Annotated in this window: 19 protein-coding genes; 9 read left to right on the forward strand and 10 right to left on the reverse strand. The window is 65.0% G+C overall.

Annotated elements, in window-relative coordinates; translation table 11 throughout:
- The first annotated feature begins 166 nt into the window (after positions 1–166).
- Together mutY and A3AS_RS0141555 are read left to right on the forward strand one after the other, a co-directional pair.
- Entirely contained in the window at positions 167–1,285 is a 1,119-nt protein-coding gene (mutY, locus tag A3AS_RS0141550) for an A/G-specific adenine glycosylase (RefSeq protein ID WP_026202908.1), read from the forward strand.
- Positions 1,286–1,336: 51 nt separating this feature from the next.
- Positions 1,337–1,756 (forward strand): PaaI family thioesterase, encoded by a 420-nt coding sequence (locus A3AS_RS0141555; protein WP_018323321.1) that lies wholly within the window; start codon positions 1,337–1,339, stop codon positions 1,754–1,756.
- A 3-nt stretch (positions 1,757–1,759) separates the two neighbouring features.
- Here A3AS_RS0141555 and A3AS_RS0141560 read toward each other — a convergent pair whose 3' ends face one another.
- Both A3AS_RS0141560 and A3AS_RS0141575 read right to left on the reverse strand, forming a co-directional pair.
- A complete protein-coding gene (locus tag A3AS_RS0141560; protein ID WP_018323322.1) occupies positions 1,760–2,218 on the reverse strand; it encodes a hypothetical protein in 459 nt (152 codons plus the stop codon).
- A gap of 687 nt (positions 2,219–2,905) precedes the next feature.
- Positions 2,906–4,198: a flavin-dependent oxidoreductase gene (locus tag A3AS_RS0141575; RefSeq protein WP_018323325.1), complete on the reverse strand. Its 1,293-nt coding sequence runs from the start codon at positions 4,196–4,198 to the stop codon at positions 2,906–2,908.
- Between the two features lie 126 nt (positions 4,199–4,324).
- Between A3AS_RS0141575 and A3AS_RS0141580 the strand changes: the two genes are divergently transcribed.
- Positions 4,325–4,945 (forward strand): glutathione S-transferase family protein, encoded by a 621-nt coding sequence (locus A3AS_RS0141580; RefSeq protein WP_018323326.1) that lies wholly within the window; start codon positions 4,325–4,327, stop codon positions 4,943–4,945.
- Between the two features lie 107 nt (positions 4,946–5,052).
- On the opposite strand, the gene A3AS_RS0141585 is transcribed toward A3AS_RS0141580, so the two are convergent.
- Positions 5,053–5,970, reverse strand: a complete 918-nt coding sequence (locus A3AS_RS0141585) for a LysR family transcriptional regulator (RefSeq protein ID WP_018323327.1) — start codon at positions 5,968–5,970, stop codon at positions 5,053–5,055.
- Between the two features lie 91 nt (positions 5,971–6,061).
- On the opposite strand from A3AS_RS0141585, the gene A3AS_RS0141590 reads away from it, so the two are divergent.
- The 3 genes from A3AS_RS0141590 (at position 6,062) to A3AS_RS0141600 (ending at position 9,067) form a co-directional block, all read left to right on the forward strand.
- The gene (locus tag A3AS_RS0141590; protein ID WP_026202909.1) at positions 6,062–6,505 is read left to right on the forward strand and encodes a nuclear transport factor 2 family protein; all 444 of its coding nucleotides are present in this window, start codon (positions 6,062–6,064) and stop codon (positions 6,503–6,505) included.
- Positions 6,506–6,516: 11 nt separating this feature from the next.
- Positions 6,517–6,726 (forward strand): DUF1127 domain-containing protein, encoded by a 210-nt coding sequence (locus tag A3AS_RS46350; RefSeq protein WP_245283411.1) that lies wholly within the window; start codon positions 6,517–6,519, stop codon positions 6,724–6,726.
- Between the two features lie 331 nt (positions 6,727–7,057).
- A complete protein-coding gene (locus A3AS_RS0141600) occupies positions 7,058–9,067 on the forward strand; it encodes a methyl-accepting chemotaxis protein (RefSeq protein WP_026202910.1) in 2,010 nt (669 codons plus the stop codon).
- A 58-nt stretch (positions 9,068–9,125) separates the two neighbouring features.
- Here the strand turns inward: A3AS_RS0141600 and A3AS_RS0141605 are convergent, their stop codons facing one another.
- The 3 genes from A3AS_RS0141605 to A3AS_RS0141615 all read right to left on the reverse strand — a co-directional run bounded on the left by A3AS_RS0141605 (position 9,126) and on the right by A3AS_RS0141615 (position 11,604).
- Positions 9,126–9,812: a glutathione S-transferase family protein gene (locus A3AS_RS0141605; RefSeq protein ID WP_018323331.1), complete on the reverse strand. Its 687-nt coding sequence runs from the start codon at positions 9,810–9,812 to the stop codon at positions 9,126–9,128.
- Positions 9,813–9,937: 125 nt separating this feature from the next.
- On the reverse strand, positions 9,938–10,264 hold the full coding sequence (locus A3AS_RS0141610; RefSeq protein ID WP_018323332.1) for a hypothetical protein: 327 nt from the start codon (positions 10,262–10,264) through the stop codon (positions 9,938–9,940).
- 209 nt (positions 10,265–10,473) lie between these two features.
- A complete protein-coding gene (locus A3AS_RS0141615) occupies positions 10,474–11,604 on the reverse strand; it encodes a site-specific DNA-methyltransferase (protein ID WP_018323333.1) in 1,131 nt (376 codons plus the stop codon).
- Between the two features lie 433 nt (positions 11,605–12,037).
- Between A3AS_RS0141615 and A3AS_RS0141620 the strand changes: the two genes are divergently transcribed.
- On the forward strand, positions 12,038–12,967 hold the full coding sequence (locus tag A3AS_RS0141620) for a neutral zinc metallopeptidase (protein WP_018323334.1): 930 nt from the start codon (positions 12,038–12,040) through the stop codon (positions 12,965–12,967).
- Positions 12,968–13,128: 161 nt separating this feature from the next.
- Complete coding sequence (moaB, locus tag A3AS_RS0141625) at positions 13,129–13,692, forward strand: molybdenum cofactor biosynthesis protein B (RefSeq protein ID WP_018323335.1); 564 nt, start codon at positions 13,129–13,131, stop codon at positions 13,690–13,692.
- Between the two features lie 181 nt (positions 13,693–13,873).
- On the opposite strand, the gene A3AS_RS0141630 is transcribed toward moaB, so the two are convergent.
- Positions 13,874–14,833, reverse strand: a complete 960-nt coding sequence (locus tag A3AS_RS0141630; RefSeq protein ID WP_018323336.1) for a helix-turn-helix domain-containing GNAT family N-acetyltransferase — start codon at positions 14,831–14,833, stop codon at positions 13,874–13,876.
- A gap of 62 nt (positions 14,834–14,895) precedes the next feature.
- The gene (locus A3AS_RS0141635) at positions 14,896–15,471 is read right to left on the reverse strand and encodes a glycosyl transferase (RefSeq protein ID WP_018323337.1); all 576 of its coding nucleotides are present in this window, start codon (positions 15,469–15,471) and stop codon (positions 14,896–14,898) included.
- Positions 15,472–15,796: 325 nt separating this feature from the next.
- Between A3AS_RS0141635 and A3AS_RS0141640 the strand changes: the two genes are divergently transcribed.
- Positions 15,797–16,636 (forward strand): RMD1 family protein, encoded by an 840-nt coding sequence (locus A3AS_RS0141640; protein ID WP_018323338.1) that lies wholly within the window; start codon positions 15,797–15,799, stop codon positions 16,634–16,636.
- Between the two features lie 145 nt (positions 16,637–16,781).
- On the opposite strand, the gene A3AS_RS0141645 is transcribed toward A3AS_RS0141640, so the two are convergent.
- Both A3AS_RS0141645 and A3AS_RS0141650 read right to left on the reverse strand, forming a co-directional pair.
- Positions 16,782–17,975, reverse strand: coding sequence for an acetate/propionate family kinase (locus tag A3AS_RS0141645; protein ID WP_018323339.1), 1,194 nt, complete (start codon positions 17,973–17,975; stop codon positions 16,782–16,784).
- Positions 17,976–17,977: 2 nt separating this feature from the next.
- Complete coding sequence (locus A3AS_RS0141650; protein ID WP_026202912.1) at positions 17,978–20,392, reverse strand: phosphoketolase; 2,415 nt, start codon at positions 20,390–20,392, stop codon at positions 17,978–17,980.
- Positions 20,393–20,520 lie beyond the last annotated feature (128 nt).

Raw genomic sequence — 20,520 nt, forward strand, 5'->3', positions numbered from 1 at the left:
CAGAGACTTCGTCGTCATGGCCGGGCATAGCCGTCCGAAGGACGGCGTCGCTTCCGCCCGCCTATGTCCCGGCCATCCACGTTCTTCTGCGAAGAAAGACGTGGATGNCCGCGACAAGCGCGGGCATGACGTGGAGAGATTGAAGTCACACCGCTACAGTGGGAGCATGAGCCCTAAATCCGCGCTGAAGGCGAAATCGGAACCCAGTCAGGCGGATACCTCGTCGCGCCCGGTGGCGTTGCTCGCTTGGTACGACCGCCACCGGCGCCGGTTGCCGTGGCGGGCCGCGCCCGGCGAGACGTCGGACCCATACCGCGTCTGGCTGTCGGAGATCATGCTGCAGCAGACCACGGTGAAGGCGGTCGGGCCCTATTTCGAAAAATTCGTCGCGCGCTGGCCGGATGTCACTGCGCTCGGACGGGCCTCGCAGGATGATGTGCTGCGGATGTGGGCCGGGCTCGGCTATTACTCGCGCGCGCGCAACCTGTACGCCTGCGCGGTCGCGGTGACACGCGAGCATGGCGGCATCTTTCCCGACACCGAGGAGGGGCTGCGTGCGCTACCGGGCATCGGGCCGTACACGGCGGCGGCGATCGCGGCGATCGCCTTCGATCGCCACACGATGCCGGTCGACGGCAATATCGAGCGGGTGGTGTCGCGGCTCTTTGCAGTCGAAGATGAGCTCCCGCAGGCGAAACCTCTGATCCAGCAATTGGCGGCGACGCTGCTTGCAAACTCCCGCGCCGGCGACAGCGCGCAGGCGTTGATGGATTTGGGCGCCTCGATCTGCACGCCGAAAAAGCCGGCCTGCTCGTTGTGTCCGCTGAACGAGGATTGCATCGCGCGCGCGCAAGGCACGCAGGAGACCTTTCCGCGCAAGGCGCCGAAGAAGAGCGGAACGCTCAGGCGCGGAGCGGCCTTCGTCGTCACACGCGGCGAGGAGCTGCTGGTCCGCAGCCGGCCCGAAAAGGGCCTGCTCGGCGGCATGACCGAAGTGCCCGGCTCGGACTGGCTCGCCGGCCAGGACGATGCGGCGGCGAAGCTGCAGGCGCCGGCGCTGAAGGGGCTGTCGCGCTGGCAGCGCAAAATGGGCGTCGTCACCCACGTCTTCACGCATTTTCCGCTGGAGCTGGTGGTCTACACGGCGAAAACCGCAGCCCGCACCCGCGCGCCCGAGGGCATGCGCTGGGTGCCGCTCGCCACCCTTAGGGACGAGGCGCTGCCCAATGTCATGCGCAAGGTCATCGCGCACGCGCTCAACCTTTCAGCGGGCTCGTCCTCCTGACAGCACGCTGGCAGCAGCGCTAAGCTATCGGGTGCGAAACGGAGGCAGCCAATGGTCAAGACCGCGCTCGACAATTTTCCAAGGCCACCCTGTGCGGAGCTGTTGGGATGGCGCCTGCTCGATGCCCGTCCGCAGGAAGGCTGGATCAGGCTCTCGTTCGAGGGCAGGCCGGAGTTCTGCAATCCGGCGGGCTTCATCCAGGGCGGCATGCTCTCGGCCATGCTCGACGACACCATGGGCCCGGCGGTGCTGGTATTGAGTGAGGGCCGGCTCTACACCACCACCATCAGCATGACCGTGAATTTCCTCAGCCCCGCCAAGCCCGGTCCGATCATCGGGGAGGCGAAGGTGACGCAGCTCGGCAAGACGATTGCGTTCGTCGAGGCCAAGCTGACGGCTGCGGACGGCGCCTTGCTGGCAACGGCAAGCGCGACCGAGCGGTTGCTGGAAGCGGCGAGGGTGGTGCGGTAGTCGTTACCGTCGGGGCCGTGTCGCGGAGTGCTGCGCGCAAGGCTTATACAGCGCCTGAAGTGCTTTGCCGCGCAGCAAGATGAGTTGCGGCCTCAACCCGCCGCGTGCCGCGATCCAACGCTGCACCGGCCCGGGATACATGGAGTATAGGTAATTGGTGGCGTCATGGTCGGTAATCGTCCTTCCCTTCCGACCGAAATCCCAAGCAGCGTGGAAGCCGAGAGCGGCCTTCGAGGTCACACAGATTTTGTCAGCGGCAACTGCACCGAGAACGATGGTGCACGATGAGGCACAGAGTCCATCGATGATGACGGTCTCTCCGGAAGTGCGCAGGCGCTCATATCTGTCAACATAGGCGTCGATTAGCCCGCCACGATCGCCGGCGATCCGTATCGCCGCATGACTTGCGTGCATTTCGGTCAGCAAGATAGCCGCCGCAAGCAACCCCGCCCGGAACTTCATGATCGCAGCCTCGGTTATTCGCGTCTATCGAATGGACAAATTTCTCTCGCATCCAAGGATTGGCTTAGATCGAAGCGCACCAGCGGGCGGTTGCGGCCGCTCATGGTCTTCAGCCTCGGCCTGAAAGCGCTGGACCAATTCGGGTCTTTGAAACAGACGGGCGTTGATCTAGGTCAATTGGACATGCAGGGCGCGCCAAATGATGGGGCAAGTGCCTGTCCCGTTGACGGCATCACCCTGCGGATAGAACCGGCACTCCAATGACGGGAGGACGCCCATGTTTCGATATGCTCTGGTTGGCTTGGCCGCAGCCGCTCTTGTCGGCGCAAGCCTTGTTCCCGATGACGCACTCGCCCGCGGCGGCCGCGGAGGAGGTGGCGCCTATCGGGGAGGGGGATTTCACGGAGGAGGCGCGCACTACAGAGGCGGTGCCGTTCACGCTGGTCGCTACGGCCGCGCTCACGTCTCCCGGCCGATAGCAGGGTACCCCGTAGCACGTACTGCGGCGCGTAGAGGCGTCTACCGGGGAGCCGCATACGGAGCCGCGGCAGTCGGAGTCGGAGCGGCGGCGGCAGGTGCATACGGCTACTACAACAACCGTTGCTACGATGCCTATGGCAATTGGGTGTGTTCCGGACAGTATGGATATTGATGGGCCGTGACGGACGCGGGGCGGTTGGACAACTCTTACCGCCCCGCCTTCAGGCGCTCGCGCTTCGCATCTCCCCTGACGATCGGCGGCTTCGCGTTCAGCGCCTCGACCTGGAAGCCCGCAACGCGCTTGTAGTTGGCGGCGATGTCTTCCAGCTCCTGCTGCGACAGCACGTCGGTGACGACCTCAAAGCCGTCGGGCGCGCGCTCCTCGACCAGTTGCATGACCTGCTCGGGTCCGTTCTTGCGGTTGAGCAGGACGAGGTCGGTGGTCGCGGGCCGGCGCTCGGCCTCATAGGCGAGCAGCGCCGCGGTCGTCGGTCCATGCGCGAGAATCTCGCGCGTGATGGTGCGGGCATCGAGGATGGCCTGCGAGGCGCCGTTCGAGCCGATCGGGTACATCGGATGCGCGGCATCGCCCATCAGCGTGACCTTGCCGAAGGTCCATTGCGAGACCGGATCGCGGTCCACCAGCGGATATTCATAGGCGTGCGGGCAGTTCTTGATCAGGCCGGGCACGTCGAGCCAGTCGAACTGCCAGCTCTCGAACCAGGGCAGAAACTCTTCCAGCCGCGCGGTGCGATTATAGTCCTCGCGCCGCCACTGATAGGTCGGCGGCATGTGGCGCTCGGCGACCCAGTTGATCAGATGGTTGCCCGCCGCGTCCGGCGTCTTGCTGATCGGATAGCAGACGAATTTCAGGATCTCGTGGCCGGCCATGATCATGGTGCGGCCGGTCAGGAAGGCCTTGGAAGGCGTGACGCCGCGCCAGAGGATGCGGCCGTTCCAGATCGGCGGGCCTTCATTGGGATAGAGCTTTTCGCGCGCGGCGGAATGGATGCCGTCGGCGGCGATCAGGATCGCGCCGTCGTAACTCCCGGCGGCCTTGCCGGTTGTCCGGTCGATGAAGTCGGCGCGCACGCCGTCTGCCGTCTCGGTCCAGCCGGTCAGATGGTGGCTGGTGAGGATGTTGTCGCGGCCGAGCCGCTCGATCGCGGTGTCGAGCAGGAGCTGTTGCAGCGTGCCGCGATGGATCGAGAATTGCGGCCATTTGTAGCCGGCCTCCAGCCCGCGCGGCTCGCTCCAGATCGGCTTGCCGTGCTTGGAGAAATAGGCGAGCTCGCGCGTCCGCACGCCGCTGGCGTCCAATCTGTCCATCAGCCCGAGCTCGATCAGCTCGCGCACTGCATGCGGCAGCACGTTGATGCCGACGCCGAGCGGCTTCAGTTCCGCGACGCTTTCGAAGACTTTTGCGGGAACGCCGATCTGGTGCAGGCTGAGCGCAAGCGTCAGCCCGCCGATGCCGCCACCGGCGATGAGTACGGTCATGACAAAATCCCCTCCGATTGACGGCGTCTTCGCACGGCCGGGCGGCCGTGGGCAACTGCGAAGAGGTCCCTATGGACGGGGCCGCGGAGGGCCGTTAACCTCGGGTTTTCCCCCATGAGGTCCGACATGCTCAAGCTCTATTACGCGACCGGCACCTGCGCGCTCGCCACCTACATCACCCTGGAGGAGGCGGGTGCCGACTACACGGCTGAACGGCTGAGCTTCAAGGACAACCAGCAGAACAGCCCGGACTATCTCAAGATCAACCCGAAGGGCCGCGTGCCGGCGCTGGTGACCGATCGCGGCGTCCTCACCGAGACGCCGGCGATGCTGGCCTATCTCGCGCAGACCTTCCCGAAGGCGAAGCTCGCGCCGCTCGATGATCCCTTCGACTTCGCCCAGGTGCAGTCGTTCAACTCCTACCTCTGCTCGACCGTGCACATCAATCATGCCCACAAGATGCGCGGTCCTCGCTGGGCGACGCAGGAGAGCTCGTTCGCCGACATGAAGGCGATGGTCCCGAAGACCATGGGCGCCTGCTTCGCCCTGATCGAGCAGAAGATGTTTCGGGGGCCCTGGGTGATGGGCGATCAGTTCACGATCTGCGATCCCTATCTCTACACGCTCTCGACCTGGCTCGAAGGCGACAGCGTCGACATCAACGCGACGCCGAAGATCGCCGATCATTTCAAGCGCATGTCTGACCGCCCCGCCGTAGCAAAGGTGATGGCCGCGCAGAAGGCGTAAGAGCCCGGCTCTTGTAGGGTGGGCAAAGGCGCAAAGCGCCGTGCCCACGATCTTTTTCCGGCGGCGACATGTGGTGGGCACGCTCCGCTTTGCCCACCCTACGGGAGCTACCCGGCCTTCCGCTTCTCCAATTCCCGCCCCGTCTCCAGCATCAGCCGCCGCAGCCAGATCGAGCCGGGGTCCATCTGCGCGCGGGTCGGGTAGAACATGAACTGCTCGTCGATCCCGGGGTCGAGCGGCGGGGTCACCGCGACGAGGCCGAGCTGCTTCGACAGTGCTGCGATCAGCCGGCGTGGCACGAAGGCGACGAGATCGGTGCGGGCGGCGACGTGCAGCGCTTCGAGATAGCCTGACACGACCAGCGAGATGTGCCGCTCGATGCCCTTGGCCCTGAGCCAGGTGTCGATCAGATCCTCGTTGCTGCCTCGGATGATCACGCCGACATGGCGCGCGGCCAGGAACGTCTCGCGCCGCTTCAGCTTCGCGGCCAAGGGGTGGCCGCGCCGCACCGCCAGCGCGTCGCTGTCGACGTAGAGCAGCTGGCGGTGAAAGCCCTTGAAGGCGTTGCCGATCGAGATCACGAGGTCGATGGTGCGGGCGAACTCGGCGTGGAAGATCGCCGATCCCCGCCATGGCACGATGTCGATGCGGACGTTGGGCGCGGCCCGCGTCACCTTCTCCATAAGCGGCGGCATCAGCAGCTCGACTGCGAGATCCGGCATCATCAGGCGGAATTGCCGTTCGCTGCGTGCGGCATCGAAGTCATCGGGCACGAACAGGCCGCGCACCTGATCGAGCGCCTGCGCCAGCGGCGCGCGCAGGGCCTGTGCCCGCGGCGTCAGCTCCATCCGCGCGCCGGTGCGCACCAGCAGCGGATCGCCGAGAATGTCGCGCAGGCGCTGCAGGGCGTGGCTGGCCGCCGGCTGCGACAGGCCCATTCGAAGCGCGGCGCGGCTGACACTGGCCTCGCGCAGCAGGGCGTCGAGCGCGGTCAGCAGGTTGAGGTCAAGCGAATTCAAATTCATCAAGCGAATAGATATCATATTCTCTATCGATTTGAAGAATTTTGATGCTGCGGCGATGATCTCCGCATTCCCACCAAACGGAGATGCCGCCATGAACGCGAGCGCCAACAAGAAACTGATGCAGGATATTTTCGCCGCCGCCGCCAATCCCGATCCGGCCGCGCGCGATCGCGCCCTGTTCGCCGCAAGTCTTGCCGAGGATGCCAGATGGGTCGTGACCGGCCAGTATTCCTGGTCGCGCACCTTCTCGGGCAAGGAGTCGATCCTCAACGATCTGCACGGCTATGTGCGCACCCGCCTGCGCGACCGCACGCGCACCGTCGCGCACCGCTTCATCTCCGACGGCGATGTGGTCGTCGTGGAGGCCAAGGGCGACAACGTCACGCCCGACGGCGTGCGTTACGACAATGACTATTGCCTGGTGTTTCGTCTCGAGGACGGCAAGATCAAGGAGATCCGCGAGTACTGCGACTCGATCCTGACCGAGCGGGCGCTCGGTTCTTTTCCCCAAGGGGGCGTCAGAGCCGCGGGCTGACGGACTTGAGCATGATCTGGTCCGCCCGCCGGCGCCGTCCGTCACCGTTGGCGATGATCGCGTCGGTCTGGCAAAGACTGGCGGAGATCGTCTGTACCAGGCGCGAGCGGTCTTCGGCGCGCCGTCAGCTCGTCATGATGAGCGATCGGGAGCTTCTGGACTGCGGGATGTCTCGTTCGGAGATTGAGTACGAACTGAAGAAGCCCTTCCGGCGGAATTGAAAATATAGAGAGAACGGAGGGATTCAGGGCGGCAATTGCAGCAGGCCACCGCGTAGGCAGGCATGCATCCGGGCGCCCCATGCAGGTATCTATCTGCATGGGTCGCACGCCTTGCGCCAAGGGCGTAGCGCAACTGGCTATAAAATCAGCAGATATTGTGCGCGCCGCTTTGGTGCGCGCGAAAAAAGGGAAGGTTCGATTAACGAGTGTCCCCCATTGTGTCGCGGTGCAGCGTGGGTCGCAAAGACGCGCGGCTGCCAGGGTGGTCGTGACGATTTTGCCGGACTTGTTCGGCCACTCGAAGTGAAATGCATCTGGGTGGACAGTGGGAATGCCGAAGTTTCGTTTGCGGATCAGGGGACGCCTGTACGCAGGCTTCATGGCCTTGGTGGCGGTCGGTCTCGCGATGGCGGTGGTTGCCGTCTGGAATTTGCGGGCGGTGCAGGATCAGGTCGCGAGACAATCCGCACTTTCGGACAGCACGGCGCGGGTTTTGGAAATATCGACCCATCTTCAGGCGATCCAGCGGGCCAATCTGCGTTACGTCTACGACGCCAACGAGCCCGCGATGAAAGAGGCGCAAGAGCGGGAAACCGCTGCGATCGAGCTGTTGCGGGTCGGCGCCAAGGGGACGCTCTCGGAGGATCGGCGAGCGCTCTACAACGGCCTGATCGACGACATTGCCAAGATGCGACGCTTGCGTGACAACCTCGGCGACGCCGTCAACGAGGCGAGAACGGGCAAGGCCACGTTGCTGCCGAGCGGCGAAGAGCTGGCCGTCAAGATGGGCAAGCTGGTCGATGCGGCGCGCGCAGCCGTCGACGAAGACACCGCGGCCCTCGTCGCCGACCTCGAATCCAGGATCCTCCTTGTTCGGGTCGCAAACTGGCGTTTCCTGGCCTTGCGCGACGCGCAGGGACCCGCGAATTTCAGGGCGAGCGTAGACCGGGCGGCGCAACGGCTCGCGGCTCTCGAAAAGAGCCCGCAGGCAGCGGAATTGCGATCCACGCTCGCGCCGGTGAAGACCTCGCTCGGCATCTACAAATCGGCGTTCGAGACGACGTCCGCCGCGATGCTTCAGGCCGACGAGATCTACCACAAGAACCTCGCGCCTCTCATCGTCGACAGCGTCGGCCGGCTCAAGGCCGCGGAAACGACCCTGAAGAAGGACTATCAGGACTCGCGTGCGACCGCCGAAGCCGTAATCGCCGGCACGACGACCGTTCAGGAGATCGCCGGCGGCCTCGCCATCCTGTTCGGCGGCATCGTCGCCTTCCTGATCGCCCGCAGCATCGTCGGTCCGCTGGCCTCGATGACGAGCGCAATGGGGCGGCTTGCCGGCGGCAATCTCGAGGTCGAGATTCCCGGGCGCGGCAAGGCCGACGAGATCGGCGACATGGCCAAGGCGATCCAGGTGTTCAAGGACAACATGGTCGAGACCGAGCGCCTGCGCGCCGAGCAGACCGAGGTCGAGGCGCGGCAGGCCGAAAGCCGCAAGAAAGACATGGTCAGGCTCGCTGATCAGTTCGAGCAGGCGGTCGGCGAGATCGTGAACACCGTGTCGTCGGCATCGAACGAGCTCGAAGCCTCCGCCGGCACCTTGACCACGACCGCTTCGCGGGCCCAGGATTTGTCGACGGAGGTCGCCAGCGCCTCGCAGGAGGCGTCGGCCAATGTGCAGGCGGTTGCATCGGCGACCGAGGAGCTGTCCTCCTCGGTGTCCGAGATTGCCCGCCAGGTGCAGGAATCCGCCCGCATCGCGGTCGAGGCCGTTGGTCAGGCGAGCAGGACCAATGACCGGGTCGGCGCGCTCTCCAAGGCCGCCGCGCGGATCGGCGACGTGGTCGAACTGATCAGCACCATCGCCGGCCAGACCAATCTGTTGGCGCTGAACGCCACCATCGAGGCGGCGCGCGCAGGTGAAGCCGGCCGCGGCTTTGCCGTCGTCGCCTCCGAGGTCAAGGCGCTCGCCGAGCAGACTGCGAGGGCCACCGGCGAGATCGCCCAGCAGGTGTCCGGCATCCAGGCCGCGACGGAGGAATCGGTCGGCTCCATCAGGGAGATCAGCGGCACCATCGAGCGGCTGTCGGAGATTTCGTCGACGGTCGCGGCCGCCGTGGAGCAGCAGGGCGCGGCGACGCAGGAGATTTCCCGCAACGTCCAGCAGGCGGCTCATGGCACGCAGAGGGTGTCGTCCAACATCGGCGACGTGCAGCGCGGCGCCTCCGAAACCGGGTCGGCCTCATCGCAGGTGCTGTCGGCAGCGCGCTCGCTGTCGGCCGACAGCAACCGCCTCAAGCTCGAAGTGGCCAAGTTCCTGAACTCGGTCCACGCCGCCTGAATCCCAAACACAAAAGGCCACGCGCATGCGCGTGGCCTCGAAGAGCGGCGCGGTGCGCTCAGGCGACCTTGGTCGCCATGTGCTTGAACATGTTGGCGCGCGCCTCGTCGTCCATCTCGGCCTTGAAGGTGAACTTGTCCTTCAGAGCGATCGCACGCGCAGCCGCCGGGCGCGCCGAGATCTCGTCGACCAGCCGCTTCACGTTCGGGTAGCGCGCAAAGGCGTCGTCGCCGAGCTTGAACGGCAGCATCCGTGCCCAGCCCCACAGCGCCATGTCGACGATCGAATAGCTGTCGCCGACCATGTAGCTGCGCCCTTTGAGGTGTGCGTCGAGAATCTTGTAGTGGCGGTCGGTCTCGTACTGGTAGCGGTTATGGGCGTAGTCGTGGTTCTGGTCCTTCGGCGCAAAATGCTTGAAGTGCACGGCCTGCCCCGAATACGGCCCGACGCCGGTGGCGATGAACATCAGCCATGACAGCGTCTCGCCGCGCACGCTCACGGCGGGCAGGAACTTGCCGGTCTTCTCGGCGAGATAAAGCAGGATGGCGTTGCTGTCGAACACGATGGTGCCGCCATCGTCGATCGCCGGGACCTTGGCATTCGGATTGATCTTGAGGAATTCCGGCGTGAACTGCTCGCCCTTGCGGGTGTCGATCTTCACCGGCTCGAAGGGCAGGCCGGACTCTTCGAGATAGAGCGCAACCTTGGTCGGGTTCGGCGATCCGTTGAAATAGAATTTGAGCATCGATCTCCCCAATGTTTGTTGCAAGGCGCGAACGCAGCGTCATGGCCGCGCCGCCTGTCTTGCCTGAACCCGTTGCGGGAGGGCAACCGGCGAGTTTGCCGGGCGGTATCTGCGCAGTACGCAGATCAGCCGGCGTAACAAAGGCCGATTGCCGCCGTAATGACCATCGCGGCGCCGACCGCTTCCAGCCGCAGCCCGAGCCGCGTGGCCAGATGCATGTCGGAGGCCCGCGCCGCGCGCTCCGATCCGCGCGCATAGCCGTGAACGATGACGTCGTGATTGAAATTGTCGTGAGCCTCGTTGCTGCTGGCGAGCCCGACGCAGATCACGAGCACGCCGAACAGCGCGAGGCCGAAGAATCCCAGCAGGGCGATCAGGAACATCGGAAACATGCCGAGCAGGAAGATCGGCAGCAGCGGCACCAACAGCAATGTCTCGGACTGTCGTCGCATGGGGCCCACCGGTCAGGACGGGAGCTGACCGGGCAAATCTAGTCCCGACTGCCGCCCCATTCAAGGCGCCGTAGGGTGGACAAGGGCGCGTTTGCGCCGTGCCCACGTCTTCGCGTCAATTGGGCAGGACGTGGGCACGCTTCCGCCGTCGCTCTTCGAGCTATGGCGGACAAGTCGCTTTGCCCACCCTACAAGATCGTGGGAAGCGGCTACTCCGACGCCATGCCGGCGCGGATTTCGGCGCGGAGCTCGTCGATCAGCTTGAGACCCTTCTTGGTCTCGACGTGCCAGAAGGTCCAGCCGTTGCAGGCTTGCGCGCCCTGCGCCACCGCGCCGATGCGGTGGATCGAGCCGACCTTGTCGCCGAACATGATGGCGCCGTCGGCACGCACCAATGCGCCGAGCTTCTTCTTGGCGTCGAACAGCTTCGTGCCGGGCATGATCATGCCGCGCTCGATCAGCTCGGAGAATGCGACCCGCGGTGCTTCGCGCGCAGTCATGAACGGGGCGAGGCTCTCCTCCGGCAGCGGCTCGACCTTGGCGATGCGGGCTTCCGCGGCCTTCGCGTAGGTCTTGTCGCGCTCGAAGCCGATATAGGAGCGGCCGAGGCGTTTTGCGACCGCGCCGGTGGTGCCGGTGCCGTTGAAGGGATCGATCACGAGATCGCCGGGCTTGGATGAGGACAGCAGCACGCGCGCGAGCAGGCCTTCCGGCTTCTGCGTCGGATGCACTTTCTTCCCGTCGGCGCCCTTGAGGCGCTCCTCGCCGGTGCAGAGCGGGATCAGCCAGTCGGAACGTGCCTGCACGTCCTCGTTCGCGGCCTTCAGCACCTCGTAGTTGAACGTGTAGCCCTTGGCCTTTTCGTCGCGCGCGGCCCAGATCATGGTCTCGTGCGCATTGGTGAAGCGGCGACCGCGGAAATTCGGCATCGGGTTCGACTTGCGCCAGACGATGTCGTTCAGGAGCCAGAATCCGAGGTCCTGCATGATCGCGCCGACGCGGAAGATGTTGTGATAGGAGCCGATCACCCAGATCGTCGCCGACGGCTTCATCGCGCGGCGCGCGGCAAGCAGCCAGGCGCGGGTGAAATCGTCATAGGCGGAGAACGAATCGAACTTGTCCCAGTCGTCGTCGACGGCGTCGACATGGGATTCGTCGGGGCGCTTGAGATCGCCCTTGAGCTGGAGATTGTAGGGCGGATCGGCGAACACGAGATCGACCGAACCAGCCTGAAGCTTCGACATCTCGGCGACGCAATCACCGAGAATGATGCGATGCGAGGCGGACTCAAAGTTTGTGCGGGGCGCCCTTGCAGACGCCCCGCGACGCGACTCTACCATGACTCAAGAACTCTGACTCAGGCGACGCTGTCGGCGACGCGGGACCAAACAACCGACTGACCGTTACATTGAAGCGGCAAAGTAAAAATCGACTTAACCCGCCGCTTTCGTGAGCAGTCCCCGCACCGCGTCCGGCGCGCTGGTCGTCGTGCGCATTCGTCGTGTTTTACAGTGTATTTCGCAATTCTTCGCGTTGCGGGAGCAGCCCCGGCGCCAAAAAAGCCCTAAATTTCTCTCGGAAAAAATTGCTCGACCCTCGGAAAAAATTGCTGGCATCGCCATGTTGCCGCACTAGGCAATTTTTGCCGGCCACGATATTGATAAAGGCAAGGGAAATTTTACGTGTGTGGCGCGTTGAGCTTTCGCGCTCCTGCGCGCCGACGAAACTGAATCAGGGGTCCCGGGAATCGGGGGCTCCAAAGGGAAGGCCGCCATGCGTTACGATGACTTCCGCCGCAGCGACGACATCGAGGATCGTCGCGACGAGGGTGGCGGCGGTGGAGGCGGTGGGTTCGGCCTGCCGATGGGCGGCGGCGGGCTCGGCATCGGCACCATCATCGTGCTCGGCCTGGTCGGCTATGCCTTCGGCATCGATCCGCGCATCCTGATCGGCGGTGCCGAGATTCTCACCGGCGGCGGCCAGGCGCCGAGCTATCAGACCGATCGCCAGGCCTCGTCAGGCAAGCGCGGGGCGCCGACGGACGAGATGGGAAGCATGATCTCCGGCATTCTCGGCGAGATCGACGATCGCTGGAGCGAAATCTTCCAGGCCTCCGGCCAGTCCTACACTGGTCCGAAGGTCGTGCTGTTCCGCAACGTCACCAATGGTGGCCGCTGCGGCCGGGCAGAGTCGGCGATGGGGCCGTTCTATTGTCCGCCGGATCGCACCATCTTCCTCGACACCTCGTTCTTCCGCGAGGTCGAGACGCGCTTCCGCGGCTGCTCCGGCAAGTCCGCCTGCAATTTCACCACCGCCTACATCATCGCCCATGAAGCCGGCCATCACATCCAGAACCTGCTCGGCATCATTCCGCGCGTGACGCGGCTGCAGCAGCAGGCGGGCTCGAAGGCGGAGGCCAACGCGCTCCAGGTGAAGGTCGAATTGCAGGCCGATTGCCTGTCCGGCGTCTGGGTCAATCGCGAGGCGAAGAAGCGTCCGAACTTCCTCGAGCCCGGCGACATCGACGCCGCGCTGACCACGGCGAGCGCGATCGGCGACGACACGCTGCAGCGCCAGGCCACGGGACGCGTCGTGCCCGATTCCTTCACCCACGGCTCGGCCGCGCAGCGCAAGCAGTGGTTCATGACCGGCTATCAGCAGGGCACGGTCCAGGCCTGCAACACGTTCGGCGGCGGGCAGTAGTAAGCTATTAGTGGCGTCATCCTGAGGTGCTCGCCACTTGGCGAGCCTCGAAGGATGGCGGAGCCTGCGGCCCATCCTTCGAGGCTCGCCCTGCGGTGCCCTTGCACCGCACGGCGCGCACCTCAGGATGACGGCGGTGGGCAGGAAACAGGAGTGAAGTCGTGGCCTCCACAGACGAAGCAAAACAATTCATCCCGCTCGACATCGCGGTGCTCACCGTGTCCGACACCCGTGCGCTCGCGGATGACAAGTCCGGCCAGACGCTCGCCGACCGCCTTGCCGCAGCGGGCCATCGCCTCGCCGCCCGCGAGATCGTCACCGACGATGTCGAGGCGATCCGCGCCGTCGTTCGCCGCTGGATCGCGGATGCCGGCATCGACGTCGTCATCACCACCGGCGGCACCGGCTTCACCGGGCGCGACGTCACGCCGGAGGCGATCGAGCCGCTGTTCGAAAAGCGCATGGACGGTTTCTCGATCGCGTTCCACCTGCTGAGCCACGCCAAGATCGGGACGTCGACGATCCAGAGCCGCGCCACCGCCGGCGTCGCGGGTGCGACCTACATCTTCTGCCTGCCAGGCTCCCCCGGCGCCTGCCGCGACGGCTGGGACGGCATCCTTGCCGCTCAGCTCGACTACCGCACGCGGCCCTGCAATTTCGTCGAGATCATGCCGCGGCTGGACGAGCATCTGCGCCGGCCGAAGGCTCAAGGCGCAACGGTGTGATTGCTTTCTCCCTTCTCCCCTTGTGAGAGAAGGTGGCGCGAAGCGCCGGATGAGGGGTCTCTATCCGCACGGAATACGCTGAGACATACCCCTCACCCAAGTGAGCCTGTGTCTGCCGGCGTCGCTGCCCTCTCCCACAAGGGGCGAGGGCACATTCATGCGCATCGCGCTCGTCGCAAAATCAGAGATCCCGCTCCCAGGTCTCGCCGACCAGATCGGCACCGAAGCTATGGTGCTTCTCTTCCTTCACGAGCTTGAAGCCCGCACTTTGATAGATGCCGCGCGCGGCAACCAGGATGCTTTGCGTCCACAGCGTCATCCTGCTGTAGCCGCGCTCGCGTGCACCCTGGATGCATTGCTCGACCAGCGCGCGGCCGACACCGAGCCCGCGCGCTTTCTTCTCCACCTGCAACAGGCGCAGCTTGGCGATCTCGTTCGTGGCCTTGACCAGGAAGATCGAGCCGACCGGCTCGCCGGCCACTTCCGCGATCCAGCAGTGCTCGCGCGCGGCATCGTAGTTCTTGATGAACTGTGCGCAGATCTCGGCGACCAGCGCCTCGTAGCTGATGTCCCAGTTGTAGTCCGCGGCATAGGCGGCGGCCTGCTTGGAGATGACCCAGCCCATGTCGCCGATGCGATGGCTGCGCAGCATGAAGGCCGCAGGCTGGGTTCGACGTTGCTCCAGCACGGCCTCGATGGTCGCCATGGCCTGCGTGAGCCGCGCTGCATCGCTGGCCGAAAGCTGGGCCAGCATTGCGGCGACCTCGTTTTGCGAGCTCAGGTTCAGCTTGGCGTAGGTCTGGCGGCCCTTGGCGGTGAGGCTAAGCTGGTATTGCCGGCGATCGGCGGGCAGGGGCCTTCGCGTGATCAGCCCCTTTTCGTCGAAGCTTTGCACGATGCGGCTGAGATAGCCGGGGTCGAGGCCAAGCTCGTTCCCGATCTCCTTTGCCGCCAGCTCGTCGCGATGCGCGAGTTCATAGAGCACCCGGGCCTCGCTGAGCGAGAACGGGCTCTTCCCAAGATGCTGGTCGAGCACACCGAGCTTGCGGGTATAGAAGCGGTTGAAGGCGCGGACCGCCGCGATGCGATCGTCAGCGACCTGTTCGATCGCAAGGGCTGATGGGGAAGAGCTTGATGGCATGGGGCACCTCGATACTTGCCATTGTCAATTAATTATTTGACTTTGGCAAGTATGTGCTGACTTCAGCCGACCATGACGATCCGGCTGCGCAGCATGGTCCGGGACGAGCGGCCGAGCCGGCGCAGCAGCCGTGCCTCGGAACGGCGGGCCTGCGGCGGGTAACCGCCGATCCGGTCGTAATGATCACGCGCAATCAAAAGGCCCTGATCGCCGAGCGGGCCGATCACCCTGCGCACCACGGCCCGGAGGACGTCGCGCAATCCGGTATCGACGTAAGGCGAGCGCGCATAGCGGAACACGGCAGCACGGTCCCGTCCGCTGGTCGCGACGGCCTGGATGAACTGGGTGGTTTCCTCGATCCAGCCGGTTTCGAGCACGGCGCCTGCGGGCAGGAACATCAGCCACGGCGAGCGGGCCTGGAGCGCGCCGGCCGCGAGCGCGGCGCCTTGCGAAGATCCCTCGAAGCCGACGAAACGGCAGCCTGCGACGTCGGCAACCCGCTCGATGACGCCGTTGCGGGTGCCGTCGACCAGAAGCACCTCGCGGATGACGCCGGCGGCGGCCCCGGGGACCAGCGCGGCCAGAGTCGCCACCGCGGTCTGCTCGACGCCTTCGGTCGGAATGATGACGCTCAGCATGATTGAGGCTTCAATGTCTGCACTTCGGGAGAAGCGTAGCTTGTTATGATGTTGTCATAAACACGTGGCGTTGCCGAGTGCAACTTTCCGGCCGCGCCTCGGCGTGCGATGGTAAACTGCAGCCAGTCCTCGCAGCCAAATGTGTCACGCGCGGGTTGGCGATGTTGCCGAATGTTTCGGCACAAGCGCGTCCCGGGGGTATTAACCCGGAGTTTTACGGCGACATTGCGCGGCGCGCGGGTAGCCGGCTCCTGCAGGGAGGGTGCGCTCTGCAAGAAAGGTTCGAACGGGAAATGTGTGACTTTGGTGCCGGTGGAGGCTTCCTGTGAACGCCGATCAACTCGCTGTTGGCACGGCGTCAACGTCGCCGAAGCCGGAGGCTGCGCCGACCTTGCGGATCCGCGCGCTGATGCTGGGCGACCGCATCAATGCCGCCGGTCTCGAGATCGGCACGCTGGTCTCGTCGACGCCCGCCGCCTTCCGTGTCCATGCCGGCCTTGCCGTGATCTTCCGTTACGGCGTCGTGGTGCTGATCGGGCTGCTCCCGTCCGAGGAGAAAGTGCTGATCGACAGCCTGAAGCCGCGGGTGATCGGCGAGCTCAGCCCATATGAGGAAGAGATCGCGCAGGCGCAGCTCTGCAAGGATGAAAGCACTGAAGCGATCCAGCCGGGCGGACCGATCTGCCTCGCAAAGTTCTCCGACGACCGGCTGCTGCTGGTTGCGGACGCGCTCGCCAAAAGCACGTCGCTCGCGCGCGACGAGCGCCGCGTCGCCGCGGTCTTCGATGTGATCGAGCCGTTTGCGCGGGAGCTCGCCGAGCACGGCCGCACGCCGCGCCGTCGCAAGGGCATCCTGCAATTGATCGGCAATGCACTGCTGGTGCAGCAGCGCGTCGCCGGCCGCGTCGCGATCGCCGAGAAGCCCGACGTGCTCTGGGAGAAGCCCGAGCTCGACCGGCTCTATTCCCGCCTCGAGGACGAGTACGAGCTGAAAGAACGCCTCGACACGCTCGAGCGCAAGCTCACCGCGGTGTCGGAGACCGCCAACGCGCTGACCGACATCATCGACACCCAGCGCTCGCTGCGCCTGGAGATCGCGGTCGTGGTGCTGATCGTGATCGAGGTCGCGATCGGGTGTTTTCAGATCTGGTCGGGGACGCATTGAGCGCTTTTTTTCCGCGCGCTGTTGTGCCTCAATCTCCACGAGTCCGGTGTCGTAGGGTGGGCAAAGGCGCTCTTGCGCCGTGCCCACCACCTGTCGCTGCGGGAGAAATATCGTGGGCACGGCGCTTTTCCGCCTTTTGCCCACCCTACGATATTGTCCCTTTAGGTTGCAGCACCGCTGCACAGTGGCGTGCGATCGTCATCTCCTCATCCGTCGAGATGACGAACACGTCGACGGCGTTTCCGCCCCCGCTGATCCGCTCGCGCGCCGCGTCATTCGCCGTCGCATCGATCCGCACGCCGAGCCAGCCGAGCCGCTCGCCGATCGCGCTGCGGATCTCCTTGGCGTGCTCGCCGATGCCGCCGGTGAAGACCAGGCAATCGAGGCCGCCAAGCGTGGTCGCCATCATCGCGACCTGCTGCGCCGCGCGGAAGGTGAAGAGATCGACCGCCTCCCGTGCGGCAATCTCGCCGCTCGCCAGCAGCGTGCGCATGTCCGCGGAGATACCCGAGACGCCTAGCAGGCCCGACTGGTGATAGAGCAGGTGCTGGACATCCTCGATCGACATCTTTTCGTGTTGTTGCAGATAGAGCAGCACGCCGGGATCGATCGTGCCGCAGCGCGTGCCCATCACGAGGCCGTCAAGCGGCGTCAGTCCCATGGTGGTGTCGACGCTGCGGCCGTTGCGCAACGCGCACAGGCTGGCGCCGTTGCCCAGATGCGCGATGACGGTGCGCTTGGCGACGAGCTCCGGCGCAATCTCGGCGAGGCGTCCCGCGACATATTCGAAGGAGAGGCCGTGAAATCCGTAGCGTCGCACGCCTCGTTCCTCGTAGCGCCTCGGAATCGCGAAGCGGCTCGCGGGCGGCGTCAGGCCGTGGTGGAACGCGGTATCGAAGCACGCGATCTGCCTCAGCGCTGGCCGGATCGCCGCGAGCGCGCGAATTGGCGCGAGGCACCGCGGCTGGTGCAACGGCGCCAGCGGCGTCAATGCCTCCAGCTTCGCGGTGACGTCGTCGGTCAGCGCGACCGGACCTGAATAGTCCGGCCCGCCATGAACGATGCGATGGCCGACGGCGCGCAGATGACGTTCGCCGAACCGGTCCTCGATGAAGGCGAGCACATCGGCGAACAGATGGCCGCCATCGGCGTCCGGCGCCTCTGTCCGCGTCTCGAACAGGTCTTCGCCGGCGGGGCTCTTCACCACCAGCCGGGGCTTTGCCTCGTGCTCGTCGAGCAGCCCCTTGCAGAGCAGGTTGGGTTCAACAGCCGAGATCTCGAACAGGCCGAACTTGATGCTCGACGATCCCGAGTTGAGGACGAGGACCGTGTCCGGCATGGCTAATCGCCGGCCTCAGTCGGGGTGTTGCCGCCGGAGCTGTTGGGCCAGACCCATCCCTGGACATCAGGCATGTCCTCGCCGTGCTCGCGCACATACCGCGAATGCTCGATCAGCTTGTCGCGGAATTGCTGCTTGGCCCGCGCGGCCCTAGCCGCCAGCCCGGGCACGCGTTCGATCGCCTCGATCGCGAGGTGGTAGCGGTCGAGCTCGTTGAGCACGACCATGTCGAACGGCGTCGTCGTGGTGCCTTCCTCGGCAAAGCCGCGCACATGCAGGCCGGCATGGTTGGTGCGGTTATAGGTAAGGCGGTGGATCAGATAGGGGTAGCCGTGATAGGCGAAGATGACAGGCTTGTCGCGCGTGAACAGGCTGTCGAAGTCGCGGTCCGAAAGCCCATGAGGATGCTGATCCCTCGGTTGCAGCGTCATGAGGTCGACGACGTTGACGACGCGGATCTTCAGGTCCGGCAGCGCCTTGCGCAACAGGTCGACGGCGGCGAGCGTCTCCAGCGTCGGCACATCGCCGGCGCAGGCCATCACCACGTCGGGCTCACGGCCTGCATCCTCCGTCCCGGCCCATGTCCAGATGCCGATGCCGGCATCGCAATGCGTGGCTGCTTCCTGCATCGACAGCCATTGCGGCGCCGGCTGCTTGCCGGCAACGATCACGTTGATGCGGTTATAGGTCCGCAGGCAATGGTCGGCGATCCACAGCAGCGTGTTGGCATCCGGCGGGAAGTAGATGCGAACGATATCGGCCTTCTTGTTGGCGACGAGATCGACGAAGCCGGGATCCTGATGGCTGAAGCCGTTATGGTCCTGCCGCCAGACATGCGAGGTCAGGAGATAATTGAGCGAGGCGATCGGGCGCCGCCATGGCAGATCGCGCGTGACCTTCAGCCATTTGGCGTGCTGGTTGAACATGGAATCCACGATGTGGATGAAGGCCTCGTAGCAGGAGAAGAAGCCGTGGCGTCCGGTGAGCAGATAGCCCTCGAGCCAGCCTTGGCAGAGATGCTCGCTCAAGACTTCCATGACGCGGCCGTCCTGCGCGAGGTGCACGTCGTAAGGCTCGATCGGCTCCATCCAGACCCGCTCGGTCTCCTCGAACACCGCATCCAGCCGGTTTGACGCGGTCTCGTCCGGGCCCATGATGCGGAAATTGCGCTCCTTCGCGTTGAGGCGGATGACATCGCGCAGGAATTTGCCGAGCTCGCGCGTCGCTTCGGCTGCCACGCCGCCGGGCTGCGGCACCTCGATGGCGAAGCTGCGGAAGTCTGGCAGCTTCAGCTCCTTCTTGAGCAGGCCGCCATTGGCATGCGGATTGGCGCCCATGCGGCGAATGCCTTCGGGCGCGAGCGCCTGAAGTTCTGGAATGAGCGCGCCGCTCTTGTCGAACAGCTTTTCCGGCTCGTAGCTGCGCATCCAGTCTTCGAGCACTTTGAGGTGCGCCGGGTTGTCGCGACAGCCCGCCACCGGCACCTGATGCGCGCGCCAAAAACCCTCGACCTTCTTGCCGTCGACCTCTTTTGGGCCGGTCCAGCCTTTCGGGCTGCGCAGCACGATCATCGGCCAGCGCGGCCGCTCGACTGCCTTGCGGCCGTCGCGGGCGTGCTGCTGGATCGAGCGGATGCTGGCGAGCGCAACGTCGAGCGCATCCGCCATGGCCTGATGCATCAATTTGGGATCGTCGCCCGCGACGAACAGCGGCTCGTGGCCGAACCCGCGGAACAGGTCGCGGATCTCGCTGTCCCGCATCCGCCCGAGCACGGTCGGGTTGGCGATCTTGTAGCCGTTCAGATGCAGGATCGGCAGCACCGCGCCGTCATGCGCGGGGTTCAGGAACTTGTTGGAGTGCCAGGAGGCCGCGAGCGGGCCGGTTTCCGCTTCGCCGTCACCGACCACGCAAGCCACGATCAAGTCCGGATTGTCCAGCGCCGCACCGTAGGCGTGCACCAGCGCGTAGCCGAGCTCGCCGCCTTCGTGGATCGAGCCCGGCGTTTCCGGCGCCGCGTGGCTCGGAATGCCGCCGGGAAAGGAGAACTGCCTGAACAGCTTGCGCAATCCGTCCGTGTCGCGCGCGATGTCGGGATAGATCTCGCTGTAGCTGCCTTCCAGATAGGTGTTGGCGACCATGCCCGGCCCGCCATGGCCGGGACCGCAGACATAGAGCACGCTGACATCCAGCGCGCGGATGACGCGGTTGAGATGGGCGTAGATGAAGTTCAGGCCGGGCGTCGTGCCCCAATGGCCGAGCAGACGCGGCTTGATGTGCTCGGCCCGCAACGGCTCGCGCAGCAGCGGATTGTCGAGCAGGTAGATTTGCCCGACGGAGAGGTAGTTCGCGGCGCGCCAGTAGCGATCGAGGAGGTCGAGGTTGCTGCTTGCTGCGGCCGATTGTTGTTGATTTGTCATGTTCCTGCTGACCTTCACCCGGCGATCGTCACCAACATTGTTCCGCGACGATTGATCCCTGGCCGGCATCAAACGAAATCGTTGCGACGGGTGTGTTGCGTGAGGTCAAAGGACCGCGCCCGAAATTT

Origin of the sequence: Bradyrhizobium sp. WSM2793, assembly GCF_000379585.1 — a bacterium.
Classification (GTDB): Bacteria; Pseudomonadota; Alphaproteobacteria; order Rhizobiales; family Xanthobacteraceae; genus Bradyrhizobium.